Below are 14401 nucleotides of genomic sequence, written 5' to 3' on the forward strand. Positions count from 1 at the left end.
GAACCATGACTATCGGTGGCAAGAACAAGGAAGCGGCGCTGGACGCGCTGGCGAACATGACGGCCGGCGCCGCGCCCATCGCGTTGGACGAGCACCGGGCGCGGATCGCACGCGCCCAGGCCTTGATGGCGGCGCAGGGCATCGCCGCGCTCTATCTGAACGCGGGCAGCAATCTCACCTACTTCACGGGCACGATGTGGAGCCCCAGCGAACGCATGGTCGGCGCCGTGCTGCCGGCGCGCGGCAGCGTCGTGTACATCGCGCCCGCGTTCGAGGAAAGCACGATCCGCAAGTTCATGGTCGTCGAAGGCGACGTCGCCTGCTGGGACGAGCACGAGGACCCGGCCGCGCGCCTGGCCGGCGTGCTGGCGCGGCTCGGCGTCAAAGCCGGCGCCACGCTCGCCATCGACGAGAGCACGCCGCTGTCGATGGTCGACGCGATCCGCGCCGCGACGCCGGGCTACGACCTGCGAAACGCGCACCCCGTCACGTCCCATTGCCGCGCGCGCAAGTCAGGCGCGGAGATCGCGCTCATCCAGCGGGCGATGGACATGACGATGGCCGTGCACAAGGCGGCGGCATCGATTCTGCACGAGGGCATCACGACGGCGGAGGTGGAGGAATTCATCCACCTGGCGCACCGCAAGGTCGGCGCGCGCGGCTCCTATTTCTGCATCGTGCTGTTCGGCGAGGCGACGTCGTACCCGCACGGCGTCAACTACGTCCAGACCTTGAAGCCGGGCGACACGGTGCTGATCGACACGGGCTGCAAGGTCCACAACTACATCTCCGACATCACCCGCACCTATGTGTTCGGCGAACCGTCCGAGCGCCAGCGCTTCGTCTGGGACGCGGAACGGGCGGCGCAGCGGGCCGCGTTCGACGCGGCCCGCCTGGGCGTTCCGTGCGAAGAGGTGGACAAGGCGGCCCGCCGCTCGCTCGAAGCCAACGGTTTCGGGCCCGGCTACAAGCTGCCCGGCCTGCCGCACCGGACGGGCCACGGCATCGGTCTCGACATCCACGAAGGCCCCTACCTCGTCGGCGGCGAACGCCGCGTCCTCGAACCGGGCATGTGCTTTTCGAACGAGCCGATGATCGTCGTACCGGGCGAATTCGGCATCCGCCTGGAAGACCATTTCTACATGACGGACACGGGACCGGAATGGTTCACGCAGCCGGCCGCGCGCCTGGAGGACCCGTTCGGGGCGGGATGACGGTGCGCAGGAATGCATCGGCGGCGTCCACCGTCGGCCCCAGCCACGGATCGAACAACCAGAAGCTGTGCGGCGTGTCGGGCACCGGTACGACCCGGCCCGTCACGCCCAGCGCGCGCAGCTTCGCCTCCATCTCGTCGCGCCCCAGGCTGAAACGCCGCTGCGCGCTGACGATGAACAGGATCGGCGGCGTGTCCGGCCCCACGTGGAACAGCGGCGACGCGTCGCGCCACAGCGCGGCCTTGTCCGCATAGCGGCCGCCGAACCACGCGCCCGCCGCCGACGGGTGCTTGGCCGGATCGTCTTCGTACTTGCGCGCCTCGGCCGACGTGAAGTCGGACAGGCCGTCGATGTTCACGATCGCCTGCACCGTGCAGGGCACGGCACCGGGCCCGCCGTCCGGATCGAAGCGCGCCTCCCCGTTCGTCACGCCCGTCAGCGCCGCGATCTGGCCGCCGGCCGAACCGCCCGCGACGGCGATGCGGTCCGGATCGACGCCGTAATCCGCCGCATGCGCGCGCACCCAGCGCACGGCCGCCTTGACGTCGTGGATCGCCGCCGGATACGGGGCTTCCGGCGCCAGGCGATAACTGATGGTGGCGGTCACGTAACCCCGTTCGGCCATGCGGATGGCCATCGGCGCGAAGTTGGCGCGCACGCCCGCGCGCCAGCCGCCGCCGTGCACGAACACGATGGCCGGCCGCGGCGCGCCCGCAGCCGCGGGCATGTACAGATCGAGCTTGAGGTCGTGCGCGCCGCGGCGTACGTATGTGACGTCCGGGACGGCGCGCACGGAAGCGGGGACGCTGCTGCCCGCGATGCGGATGAATGGGTATTTTGGCGCCAGCTTGGCATACGTCGTCGCGGCCGTGTAACTCTCGGGGATCGGCGCCCTGGCCTGCTGCCCCGCGCATGCAGCAAGCGCCATCGCCATCGCCATCGCCGCAACCGCGCACCACCCTCTCCTCGCCATCGTCGCACCCGTCTCCATTGTGTCGATCCAGTATCACACGGAACGACACCCCCGGCTAGTCCACCTTGCAAAAGTGGCCAGACCAACCTAGAATGGTCCGACCAGATAAGGAACAGCCCGGCCGCTTGGCACGAGGACTGTCCATCCGATAAAAACGACTGGAGACTACGTTGCAACCGCCAACCAGATTGCTTGCCATCCTGGGCGCCTGCGCCTGCCTGGCCGCGCCCGCGCACGCGGACGGCCCTTACCGCAATCCCGACAACAAGAATCCGAACGACCCGGCCGAAGGCACGTATCCGGTGCCGTACAAGAAACCCGTCGCGGCGGAGATCGCGGCGTCGCTGCAGCGCATCCGCGACTATCTCGACAGCGAAACGCCGACCCGCGTCGTGCACAAGGCCGGCGGCGCGCCCGTCACCGACTTCCGCGAACCGGCGGCCGACGCCGTCGTCGCGACGGGCGACGCCGGCTTCGGCCTGCAGGCCTACGAGATGGGCGTCGTGCACGCGGGCCTGATCGAGGCCGCCGCCGTCACGGGCGACCAGCGCTACACCGCGCTCACCGAGCGCCACTTCCGCTTCTTCGCCGACAGGCTGCCGTATTTCCGCGCCCAGGAACAGCGCTTCCACCTGGAGCGCGCCAACAGCTTTGCCCACTTCCTCGATCCGCGCGCGCTCGACGACGCCGGTTCCATGTGCGCCGCGATGATGCGCGCGCGCCACGCGGGCATCGGTCCGGACCTGTCGGCGCAGATCCGCGTGTGCGGCGACTGGGTCGCCAAACGCCAGTTCCGCCTGCCCGACGGCACCTTTGCCCGCCGGCGTCCGCAAGCGATGTCGGTGTGGGCCGACGATATGTACATGGGGATCCCCGCGCTGGCGGAGCTGGGCCGCATGACGGGCGAGCGCGCCTACTTCGACGATGCCGTGAAAAACGTCCTGCAGATGACGGGCTACCTGTTCGATCCGCGCACGAATCTCTACACGCACGGCTGGAACGCGAACAACCCGGACGCCCCGCACTTCTACTGGGCGCGCGCGAACGGCTGGGCGGTGCTGGCGATGTCCGACGTGCTGGACGTCCTGCCCAAGGACCACCCGGGCTACCCCAGGATCATGGCGCAGCTGCAGCGGACCTTGCGCGGCATCGCCGAACGCCAGTCCGGCGCCGGCCTGTGGCACCAGATGATCGACCGCGACGATTCCTATCTCGAGACGTCGGCGAGCGCCATGTTCGTGTACGTACTCGCGCACGCGATCAACGAAGGCTGGATCAGCCCGACGACGTACGGCTCGATCGCGCAGGCGGGATGGAATGCGCTGTCCGCACGCGTCGATGCGCAGGGCAAGGTCGAGGGCACGTGCGTGGGCACGACGTTCGCGAGCGACCAGGTGTATTACTACAACCGTCCCACCAGCACGGCCGCGCTGCACGGCTATGGGCCGATGCTGCTGGCCGGCGCCGAGATGATCCGGCTGTTGGAGAATCCGGCGTTCGAGATCCAGTACCGCGTCCGCACGTATCACTACGTGCCGAAGAACGGCGGCGCGACGAGCTACCGCGAGCACCCCTGAATCCCGCCACGATGAAAGCCCAGACCATGCAAGCCAAGACCCTGTTTTGCGCCGCAGGCCTCGCGCTGCGCGCGCACGCGGGCGCCGCCGAGCGCCTCGTCGTCACCGCGAGCCACGACCTCGACGCGGCGCGTCCGTCCGAAACCATCGCCGTCCCGTGGAAGGACGTCAACGCCGCGCTGCCTGGGGCGCTGATCCAGCACCTCGTCGTCAAGGACGCGGACGGCCGCGTGCTCCCCTTCCAAGTGACGAACGTCGCGCCGGAAGCGAAGGACCCGAACGGCATCGGCATCGCGTACGGCGAACTGCTGTTCCAGCACGACTTCGCGCCGGGCGAACATACGGCGACGTTCGTCGTCGAAAAGAGCGACGCCATCACGCCGCCGTTCGCGCCCAAGGCCTTCGCCCGCTACGTCCCGGAACGCCTGGACGACTTCGCGTGGGAAAACGACGTGATCGGCCACCGCACCTACGGCCCCGCCCTCGCCGCGCCGGCGCCGGCCGGCAGTGGAAAGGAAGTGCTGGAGTCGAGCGGCCTCGATATCTGGTTCAAGCGCGTCGATTATCCGATCGTCGACCGCTGGTACAACAAGGGCCACGACCACTACCACAAGGACGAGGGCGAAGGCATGGACATGTACAACGTCGGCCGCTCGCGCGGGGCCGGCGGCACCGGCGTGTGGGACGGCACGCGCCTGTACACGAGCGGGAATTACGCGCGCTGGAAGGTGCTGGCCAACGGCCCGGTCCGCGCCGTGTTCGAACTGGCGTACGACGCCTGGGACGCCGCCGGCACCAAGGTCACGGAAACCAAGCGCTTCACCGTCGACGCCGGCCACCAGCTGGACCGGATCGACAGCACGTTCACGTTCGCCGGTCCGTCCGCGTTGACGGTGGCCGTGGGCCTGAACAAGACGCCGTCCGACAAGAAGCAGGCGCCGCGCGTGGCCCTGGTCCGCGACGATGCCGACCACGCCCTGCTGCAATGGGTCGAGCAGAAAACGAACGGCGCGTTCGGCACGGCGGTCATCGTGCCGGCGGCGTCCGGCCATGCCGAGGATGCGCTCAACGACCTCGTACTGGCCAGGGTCGAATCCGGCAAGCCGCTGCACTACTGGGTCGGCGCCGCCTGGGACCGCGCGGGCCGCATCACGTCGAAAGCGGCGTGGCAAGCGTACGTGGCGGCCGAGGCGCAACGCATCGCGCACCCGGTGCACGTCGCGCTCGCGGCCGGCCAGCACTGAGATCAGTCATCGTACCTGTCGTTTTTCCAACACATTACCGCCGGAATCCGGTCCGACCACATTGATATTGTGGTCCGGCCAATTTAGAATAGCCCTACCAAGAACCCGACGCCATGTCCGTACGGGTCCGACCTCGCCAGGCATCGTTTTGCAAGAAGCATTCATCGGCGCCGCCTCCCCGGCAGCGCCGAAACGTCATCGATAAAAAACAGGAGACAGCTTCATGAAATACCCCAGCAGCACCCAGCCCCGTCACGCCTCCCCCCAATTCGTTCTCTCCTCGATCGCGCTCGCCGTGCTCTGTCTCGCCCAGCAGGCGCAGGCCCAGCAGACGGACGCGCCGATGCAGCGCGTCGAAGTCACCGGCTCCAGCATCAAGCACCTCGCCACCGAGGAAGCCCTGCCCGTCACGACGATCAAGGCCGACGAACTGGTCAAGCAGGGCATGACCACGCTGGCCGACGTGATGATGGCGCTGCCGCAGTCGGCGTCGCTGCAGCCGTCCAACGCCGGCTCCGGCACCAACATCAACCTGCGCGGCCTGGGCGTGAACCGCACCCTCGTGCTGCTGAACGGGCGCCGCCTCGCCAACGAAGCCATCGCCGACGGCTACGCCAACCTCGACACCATCCCGATCAGCGCCCTGCAGCGCGTCGAGATCCTGCGCGACGGCGCGTCGTCGATCTACGGTTCGGACGCCATCGGCGGCGTCGTCAACTTCATCACCAAGCGCGAAGTCACGGGCGGCAACGTCACCGTGCAGCTCGTGCAGCCGCAACGCCACGGCGGCGGCGACGAGCAGCGCATCCAGGCCACCTTCGGCAAGGGCAACCTGGAGCAGGACGGCTGGAACATCTACGGCACCGTCGACTTCCACCAGCGCAGCCGCCTGCTGCTGTCCGACCGCGCCGGCTTCGTCCCGGACGACGCGGCGATGGCGGCCATCGGCCGTCCGCGCAACGCCGCCAGCGGCGGCTATGCCACGCCCGCCAACTTCACCAGTTCCGCCAACAAGAGCGCGGCGAACCCGTATTATTCGAGCGGCTGCCTGAGTCCGTATTCGATCCAGGGCGCCAAGAACACCTGCGTGCTGGACGACGACACCTACGGCACGGCGCTGCACCCGAACAAGCAGCTGACGATGTACGCCAAGGCGACCAAGAAGCTCGACGCCGACAACACCGTGACCCTGGAGTACACGCGCGGCGACGAATCGATCTTCGGCTACAAGAACCCGACCCAGGCCGTCGCCGTCGGCAGCAGCAAGCCGATCCTGCCGGCCACCAGCCAGTGGTATCCGGGCAAGAGGGGCGGCGTGCCGGCCGTCGCCGGCATCACGAACCAGCCGCTGACCGTGAGCTGGGCCGTGGCCGACTTCGGCCCCGCCGTCACGCGCGACAACCAGATCAACCAGCGCCTGCTGCTGTCCGCCGACGGCCACCTCGGCACCTGGGACTACAAGGCCGGCTTGAGCTACGGCGTGTCGCTGCGCAAGGGCTACTTCAAGTCCGGCTACTTCTCGGGCCCCGGCCTGATCAAGGGTCTCGCCGACGGCACGCTGAACCCGTTCGGCCTGCAGGACCAGGCCGGCCGCGACTACCTCGAGTCGATCGCCGCCGACGGCATGCAGAACCGCAGCTCGCGCAGCTCGTACTCCGGCGTCGACGGCACGATCAGCAAGTCGTTGATGGCCCTGGCCGGCGGCGACCTCGCGTTCGCGCTGGGCGCCGACCTGCACCGCGACACCAACGAAGACACCAAGCTCGGACCGGCGGCCGACATCACCTACGCCAAGGTCGTCCCGGCGCACGGCGAGAGCCGCCGCACCGTGGCCGGCATCTACACCGAGGTCGACGCGCCGGTCACCAAGACCCTGAACCTGAACGGCGCGCTGCGCGTCGACCACTACAGCGACGTCGGGTCGACCGTCACGCCGAAGATCAGCTTCCGCTGGCAGCCGACCAAGACCATCATGTTCCGCGGCTCCGCCAACACGGGCTTCCGCGCGCCGACCCTGTTCGACCGCTACGGCTACCGCACCACCATCGCCAACACGACGACGGCCGGCCGCTGGGACGATCCGGTCCTGTGCCCGTCCCCGACGCCGACGATCCCAGGCACCGGCACGGCCGTCCCGGGTGCCGTCGCGGCCGACGTCTGCAATGCGAAGCTGAACAAGCTGACGGGTTCCAACAACACGCTGCAGCCGGAACGCTCGAAGGGCGGCACGCTGGGCGTCGTGTTCGAACCGACCCGCACGTTCAACGCATCGTTCGACTACTGGCAAGTCAACATGAAGGACATGCTGGCCAACCTGCCGGAGAACGTGTACTTCACGAACTACGCGGACTACAAGAACCTGTTCGTGCGTAATGCCGACGGCTCGCTCGCCTACATCAACAACACGACCATGAACCTGGGCGGCCAGATCGCGGCGGGCGTGGACGTGTCGGCCAACTGGCAGATCGCGAACAACAGCTACGGCAAGTTCGGCGCCGCCATCGACGGCACCTACCTGACCCGCTTCGACAACCAGCTCGTGCCGAACGGCCCGTGGATGTCGAACGTCGGCCGGTTCGGCTGGGCCAGCAACGGCACCACGTCCAGCTACCCGATCATCACGTTCCGCTGGAAGCACAACCTGCGCTTCACGTGGCAGAGCGGTAACTACTCGGCCCAGCTGACGAACAACTTCAACAGCTCGTACCACGACGCCAACACGGCCGTCACGTCGCAGTACTACCGCGACATCCCGTCGTTCTCGACGTGGAACCTGACCGGGTCGGTCCGCGTGCAGAAGCAGGTCCGCATCACGGCCGGCGTCACGAACCTGTTCGACAAGGCCCCGCCGATCACCAACAACACGATCTACGGCAACGGCTATCTGAGCAGCGTCGCCAATCCGATCGGCCGCACCTGGAACCTGCGCGTCAGCTACGATTTCGACTGATGTCCGCAATCGGCGCATCCGGTTCGCCGGATGCGCCAATCCCACGAAAAGGACAACGATGCTGATCCCACGTATCGCATTGGCGGCGGCGCTCGTCGTCGCGGCCCACGCATCGGCCGCCGAGGCCCCCATCCGCGTCATCCTCGTCGGCGATTCGACGATGGCCACGAAGAGCGGCTACGGCGACGCCTTCTGCGCCCGCTTCACCCCGGACGTGACGTGCGTGAACCTCGCGCGCGGCGGCCGCAGCACCAGCAGCTTCCGGCGCGAAGGGCGCTGGGACGAAGTCGAGCGCATGCTCAAGGACGGCGCCGGCTTCAAGGCCACCTACGTCCTCGTGCAGTTCGGCCACAACGACCAGCCGGGCAAGCCGGGGCGCTCCACGGACCTCGTCACCGAATTCCCCGCCAACATGGCGCGCTATGCGCAGGAGACGCATGCCCTCGGCGGCGTGCCCGTGCTCGTGACGCCGCTCACCCGGCGCACGTTCAAGGGCGCCTGGCTCGCCAACGATCTCGCGCCCTGGGCCGCCGCCACGCGCCGCGCGGCCGCGCAGGAACACGCCGCGCTGCTGGACCTGAACCGCGACAGCTACGACGCCGTCCAGGCCATGGGCCAGGACGGTGCCGACGAGCTGGCCGTCGTCCCCCGCCCGCCCGGCTATGGCATGCCCGCCGATCCGAACAAGGTCGAGCCGAACGGCGCCGCCAAGTCGAAGTTCGACCGCACGCACGTGGGCGCCAAGGGCGCCGACTTCTTCGCGCGCATGGTCGAGCGCGAACTGGTGGCCGCGCGGCCCGAGACGGCCCCCTGGTTCAAGGACGGGGGCAAGCCTTGAGACGCGCCGCGCTGCACGCGTGCGCGGCGGCGTGCGCGCTCGCCTGCGTGCACGCGCACGCGCAGGACACGCGCACCGTCCGCGAACCCGTCGTGCCGCCCGCCTGCGCGGTGCTGACCGGGGAAGCGGCCACCACCGGCCGCGACGACGCGGCCCGCATCCAGGCCGCCATCGACAAATGCGCGCCCGGCCACGCCGTCGTCCTCGCGGCCAGCAACGACGGCAGGAACTTCGTGTCCGGCCCCCTGCACCTGCGCGACGGCGTGACCCTGCTCGTCGACACGGGCGCCACCTTGTACGCGAGCACCGACCCGCGCCTGTTCGACCGCGGCGCCGGCACCTGCGGCACCAACGACGCATCGGGCCGCGGCTGCCGGCCGTTCATCACGCTCGACCACGTGCGCGGCGCCGGCATCATGGGCGGCGGCACCATCGACGGCCAGGGCGGCCAGGCCATCCTCGGCAAGAGCGAGACGTGGTGGCAGATCGCGCGCCGCGCGCAGAAAGTGAAGACCCGGCAAAACGTGCCGCGCCTGATCCAGGCCGACGGGGCGCGCGACGTCACGATGTACCGCATCACGCTGAAGAACTCGCCCAACTTCCACGTGACCTTGAACGAGGTCGATGGCTTCACGGCGTGGGGCGTCACCATCGACACGCCGCACGACGCGCGCAACACCGACGGCATCGATCCCATCTCCTCGCGCAACGTGACGATCGCGCACAGCACCATCCGCACGGGCGACGACGACGTCGCCATCAAGGCGGGCGGCGCCGGAGCGGCGGAACACATCTCGATCCTGCACAACCGCTTCTACAGCGGCCACGGCATGTCGATCGGCAGCGAGACCAACGGCGGCGTGCGGCAAGTGCTCGTCGACGACCTCACGATGGACGGCACGACGTCGGGCCTGCGCATCAAGAGCAACGACAAGCGCGGCGGCCGCGTCGACGGCATCGTCTACCGCGACGTCTGCCTGCGCGACGTCCGCAAACCGATCGAGATCACGACGCACTACGAACAGCCCGCGCAGCCGGGCAATCTCGTGCCCGACTACGCCGGCATCCGCCTGGAACACGTGGACAGCACGACGCCGGGCCGCATCCTGCTGCAAGGCTACGACGACGCGCGTCCGCTCGTGCTGGCCCTGCAGGACGTGGCGCTCGCGCCGCGCTCCGACGTCCGGCAGGAGCATGCGCGTGTGCAGGGTGCATTCGGCACGGCGCCCGATTGCGCCGGACGTTTCGCCCCGTTCCCCGAGCCGGCCGTGCGCGATCCGCGCCCGCAACTGACGGCCGACCAGGCCCGTGCCTACGACTACCGCGAGGTGCTGAAATACGTGGGCCCGGTCGGCCACGAGCGCGTCGAGCCATGGGATCCGCTGGCCGATCCGCTCGCGGCGCAGGACGAATTGAAGGCCGACTACACGGTCGACGCGCAAGCGAAGGCCGACGGCGTCACGCGCTTCGCGACGGTGCAGGCCGCGGTCGGCCGCGCGGTGGCGGCGGGCGGCACGCGGCGCGTGATCATGCGCATCGCGCCCGGGACGTACCATGAACTCGTCTACGTGCCGCCCGGCGCGCCGCCCATCACGCTGGACGGCGCCGGCGCCGATCCGCAGGCCGTGCGCATCAGCGCCGCGCTGGACGCCTCGACGACGGGCGCCGCCTACCGCAACCGCTACGCCGCCGAGTTCGCGCACGCGCCGCCGCAGGTCGCCGCCATGTTCGACGGGCTGAAGGACCTGCCGGCACTGCAGACGACGGGGTCCGCCACCGTTTGGGTGCGCGCGGACGGCTTCCAGGCCCGCAACCTCACCATCGAGAACGCGTACGACCGCGACAAGACCGTGGCGCACCCGGAATGCCAGGGCGACCACTGCCCCGACACGACGGGCGGCAGCCGCGTGCACCACCAGGCCGTCGCGCTGCGCGTGGACGGCGCGGACAAGGTGCAGTTCGAGCGCGTGCGCCTGCTCGGCATGCAGGACACGCTGTTCCTGAGCTCGAAGGACGGCAGCGCGACGGTGCGCAGCTTCTTCCACGATACGCGGATCGAGGGCGACGTCGACTTCATCTTCGGCGACACCATCGCCGTCTTCAAGGATTGCGACATCCACGCCGTCGGCGGCCGCTCGGCCTCGTACGTGGCGGCGCCGGACACGAACCGCCGCGCGAAATACGGCTTCGTGTTCGACGGCTGCCGCTTCACGAGCGACGCACCCGGCGCGGCCCACACCCGGTTCTATTTCGCCCGCCAGTGGTTCCACAACGAGCGCTGCACGCCGTACGGCTTCGTTCCGGTCGACGGCTACACGTGCAGGCTGGGCGACGTCGACGTGTACACGCCGCCCGTCGGGACGATCCGCAAGCGCACGCTGGAGACGGTCGGCAAGGCCGTGATCCTCCGTTCGCGCATCGGGCCGTATTTCGAGAAGACGACGCCGTGGTCGGAATGGAACCGCAACGGCACCCTGGCGCACCGTCCGGCGCAATTCAGTTCGGACGATTACTGGAACAACCTGGCCGGCACGCCGTTCGACCCGGCCGGCGCGCTGGGCGACGGACCGCGTCCGGTCCCGGCCGACGTCTATCTCGGCGAATACGCCAACACCAACGAGTGACGGAGACACCATGACTGACCCCTTCGATGCCCGCCGCGGCTTTTTGAAAACCGCCGCCGTCGCCGGCCTCGCGCTGTCCGGCCCCGCGCACGCGCTGGCGGCCGCGCGCAAGGCCGCCCGGGACGGCGACCCGTGGCAGGCCGCGGACGGCATCGCGAAGCGCCTCGCCAACCCCGTCAAGTTCCGCAAGGCCGACTACCTCGTCAGCGACTTCGGCGCCGCGCCGTGCAAGCTCGTGCCCGTCGAGGCATGGGTGTCGTTCGAGGACCGGGCCACCTTGCAGACGCCCGCGTCCGGCGCGAAGGACTGCTACGCCGCGTTCAGGGCCGCCATCGAGAAATGCCACGCGGAGGGCGGCGGCCGCGTCGTCATCCCGCGGGGCGACTGGTTCTGCGCCGGGCCCATCGTCCTGCTGTCGAACGTGAACGTGCACCTCGCGGCCGGCGCCCACGTCTACTTCAGCAACGACCCCGCCGACTACGCGAAATACGGCGACGTCGATTGCGGGCCGAACGGCAAGCTGGTCGTGTCGCGCTGGCAGAGCAACGACTGCCTGAATTTCTCGTCGATGATCTATGCCCGCGATCAGGACAATATCGCGCTCACGGGCGACGACTGGACGGCCATCCTCGACGGCCAGGGCGGCGTGCCGTTCCCGGGCCGGCTCGACTGCTGGTGGACGTGGAAGGGCAAGAACGCGACGATCCACTCGGTCGCCCAGGACAAGTCGCCGAACTACGTGCCCGGCAAGCTGGCGCAGAACCAGGTCAACGACCTGAATCCGAAGTCGCTGGCCGCCGTTGCGCCCGACCTGCCGGAGGCGCAGCGCCTCATGATCCAGGGCCAGGGCGACAAGTGGCGCGCGGACGACGCCTACCTGCCCGCGCTGTCGGAAGCGGGCGTGCCGCTGGCCAAACGCGTGTTCGGCCTGGGCCACTACCTGCGGCCGCCGATGATCCAGCTGATCGGGTGCACCAACGTGCTGCTGGAAGGCTACCAGGTGACGCACACGCCGTTCTGGCAGCACCATCCGGTCGCCTGCCGCAATCTCGCCATCCGCAAGGTGCACGCGAACAGCCTGGGGCCGAACAGCGACGGCTTCGATCCGGAAAGCTGCGACACGGTGCTCGTCGAAGGCTGCCGGTTCAACACGGGCGACGACTGCATCGCCATCAAGGCCGGCAAGAACCTGGACACGCAGTACGGCCCGTCGCAGAACATCGTCATCCAGAAGTGCACGATGCAGAGCGGCCACGGCGCCGTGACCTTGGGCAGCGAGATGGCCGGCGGCATCCAGAACGTGTACGCGCAGGACCTCGTGTTCGAGAACATGAACTGGGCGACGAATCCGCTGAACACGGCGATCCGCCTGAAGACGAACCTGAACCGCGGCGGTTTTCTCCGAAACTTCTACGTGCGCAACGTGAGCATCCCGAACGGCGTGCAGACGAGCCCCTCGTTCTACGCGTCGCTGCCGGGCTCCCCGATCGCGTCGAAGACGGTGGCCACGGCGGCCGGCGCCGTCGTCACCTTCGACTGCGACTACACGCCGCGCGCGGACAATGTGCGCGTGCGCCCGCCGGAGGTGCGCAACGTGCACATCTCGAACGTCAAGGTGGGCAACGTGAAGACGAAGGCCGGCGCGCCGGCCTCGTGCTTCCAGGCGTTCGTCGTCCTCGGTCCCGTCGCTTCCGACTACAACGGCCCGCCCCCGACACCCGCCGTGCTGCCGGTGCGCGACGTGACGATCACCGACTGCGACTTCGGCACGCCCGTCAACACGGCGCATCCGTGGTACACGTACAATGTGCGCGCTCTGAAGCTGGCCAACGTGACCATCGCCGGCAAGCGCTACGACACGACCCTGTCCGCCTGACGCCGCGCGCCGGCCTGGCGCTTGCTCTACAATGCCGTCACCTCTTGCGGACATGGGATGGATGATGGCGACACCGGTGTTCAACTACGGCTCCGACGTCTCGGGGCTCGTCTGGGGCTTCCTGCTGAGGGACGGCGCCCAGGCGGCGTCCGTCGACGCGCGCCAGGCCGAGGACTGGTTGCGCGCGCCCGTCCCCGGCCAGTTCGTTTGGCTGCACTTCAATCTGTCCAACGCGGCCAGCGAGCGCTGGCTGCGCGCCCACGCCGGCCTGCCCGACGAATTCTACGAGACCCTGCACCAGGGCTCGCGCTCCACCCGCATCGAGATGGCGGACGATGCGCTGATCGCGGTCGTCAACGACGTCCTCCACAATTTTTCCGTCGACGCGGCCGAGATCTCGACCTTGTGGGTGCACGTGACGCCGCGCGCCGTCATCACCGCGCGCCGCAAGCCGCTGGAATCCATCGAACGCCTGCGCCAGGACGTGCTGCAGGGCGCGCCGCTGCGATCAAGCGTCGAGCTGCTCGTGCACCTGCTGCGCGACCAGGCCGACGTCCTCGTCAACATCGTGCGCGACGCCGTGGCGCGGGTCGACGCGGCGGAAGATCAACTGCTGGCCGGGCGCCTCACGCGCCGGCGCGAAGACCTGGGCGCGCTGCGCCGCGTGCTCGTGCGGCTGCAACGGCTGCTGGCGCCGGAGCCGGCCGCCCTGTTCCGCCTGCTGCAGCGGCCGCCCGCCTGGGTGGCGCCGGAAGACCGCCAGGAGCTGCGCCAGGCGACCGAGGAATTCACGGTCGTGCTGTCCGACCTCGCCGCGCTGCAGGAACGCATCAAGCTGCTGCAGGAAGAGATCGCGGCCCGGGTCAACGAAGACAATAACCGCAGCCTGTTCCTGCTGACCATCGTGACGGTGATGGCCCTGCCGATCAACCTGATCGCGGGCCTGCTGGGCATGAACGTGGGCGGCGTGCCCCTGTCCCGGCACCCGCACGGGTTCTGGGTCGTGCTGGGCTTCACGGCCCTCGTGACGGGCGCCCTCGCCTGGCTGTTGCTGCGGCTGCAACGCCCGCGCTGAGCCTTAACATGCCTTTACCATACGAAAACA

9 protein-coding genes are annotated in these 14401 nt (G+C 68.9%); 8 read left to right on the top strand and 1 reads right to left on the bottom strand.

Features of this window, described 5'->3' with window-relative positions; translation table 11 throughout:
• Positions 1 to 5: 5 nt before the first annotated feature.
• Positions 6 to 1214, top strand: coding sequence for a M24 family metallopeptidase (locus ISF28_RS23240; protein ID WP_198119549.1), 1209 nt, complete (start codon positions 6 to 8; stop codon positions 1212 to 1214).
• Here ISF28_RS23240 and ISF28_RS23245 read toward each other — a convergent pair.
• Complete coding sequence (locus ISF28_RS23245; protein ID WP_229519321.1) at positions 1168 to 2142, bottom strand: alpha/beta hydrolase; 975 nt, start codon at positions 2140 to 2142, stop codon at positions 1168 to 1170. The genes ISF28_RS23240 and ISF28_RS23245 overlap by 47 nt on opposite strands.
• Before the next feature lie 215 nt (positions 2143 to 2357).
• On the opposite strand from ISF28_RS23245, the gene ISF28_RS23250 reads away from it, so the two are divergent.
• The 7 genes from ISF28_RS23250 to ISF28_RS23280 all read left to right on the top strand — a co-directional run bounded on the left by ISF28_RS23250 (position 2358) and on the right by ISF28_RS23280 (position 14371).
• Positions 2358 to 3764, top strand: a complete 1407-nt coding sequence (locus ISF28_RS23250) for a glycoside hydrolase family 88/105 protein (RefSeq protein ID WP_198119550.1) — start codon at positions 2358 to 2360, stop codon at positions 3762 to 3764.
• An 11-nt stretch (positions 3765 to 3775) separates the two neighbouring features.
• Entirely contained in the window at positions 3776 to 5008 is a 1233-nt protein-coding gene (locus ISF28_RS23255) for a BT3233 family polysaccharide utilization protein (protein ID WP_229519322.1), read from the top strand.
• Positions 5009 to 5231: 223 nt separating this feature from the next.
• Positions 5232 to 7958 (top strand): TonB-dependent receptor plug domain-containing protein, encoded by a 2727-nt coding sequence (locus ISF28_RS23260; RefSeq protein WP_198119551.1) that lies wholly within the window; start codon positions 5232 to 5234, stop codon positions 7956 to 7958.
• Positions 7959 to 8016: 58 nt separating this feature from the next.
• On the top strand, positions 8017 to 8796 hold the full coding sequence (locus tag ISF28_RS23265; protein WP_198119552.1) for a rhamnogalacturonan acetylesterase: 780 nt from the start codon (positions 8017 to 8019) through the stop codon (positions 8794 to 8796).
• Positions 8793 to 11420, top strand: coding sequence for a pectinesterase family protein (locus ISF28_RS23270; RefSeq protein ID WP_229519323.1), 2628 nt, complete (start codon positions 8793 to 8795; stop codon positions 11418 to 11420). The genes ISF28_RS23265 and ISF28_RS23270 overlap by 4 nt, the downstream gene beginning before the upstream one ends.
• 10 nt (positions 11421 to 11430) lie before the next feature.
• Entirely contained in the window at positions 11431 to 13296 is a 1866-nt protein-coding gene (locus ISF28_RS23275) for a glycoside hydrolase family 28 protein (RefSeq protein WP_198119553.1), read from the top strand.
• A 64-nt stretch (positions 13297 to 13360) separates the two neighbouring features.
• On the top strand, positions 13361 to 14371 hold the full coding sequence (locus ISF28_RS23280; RefSeq protein ID WP_370663490.1) for a transporter: 1011 nt from the start codon (positions 13361 to 13363) through the stop codon (positions 14369 to 14371).
• Positions 14372 to 14401: the final 30 nt, after the last annotated feature.

Origin of the sequence: Massilia rhizosphaerae (assembly GCF_016093545.1) — a bacterium.
Classification (GTDB): domain Bacteria; phylum Pseudomonadota; class Gammaproteobacteria; order Burkholderiales; family Burkholderiaceae_D; genus Telluria; species Telluria rhizosphaerae.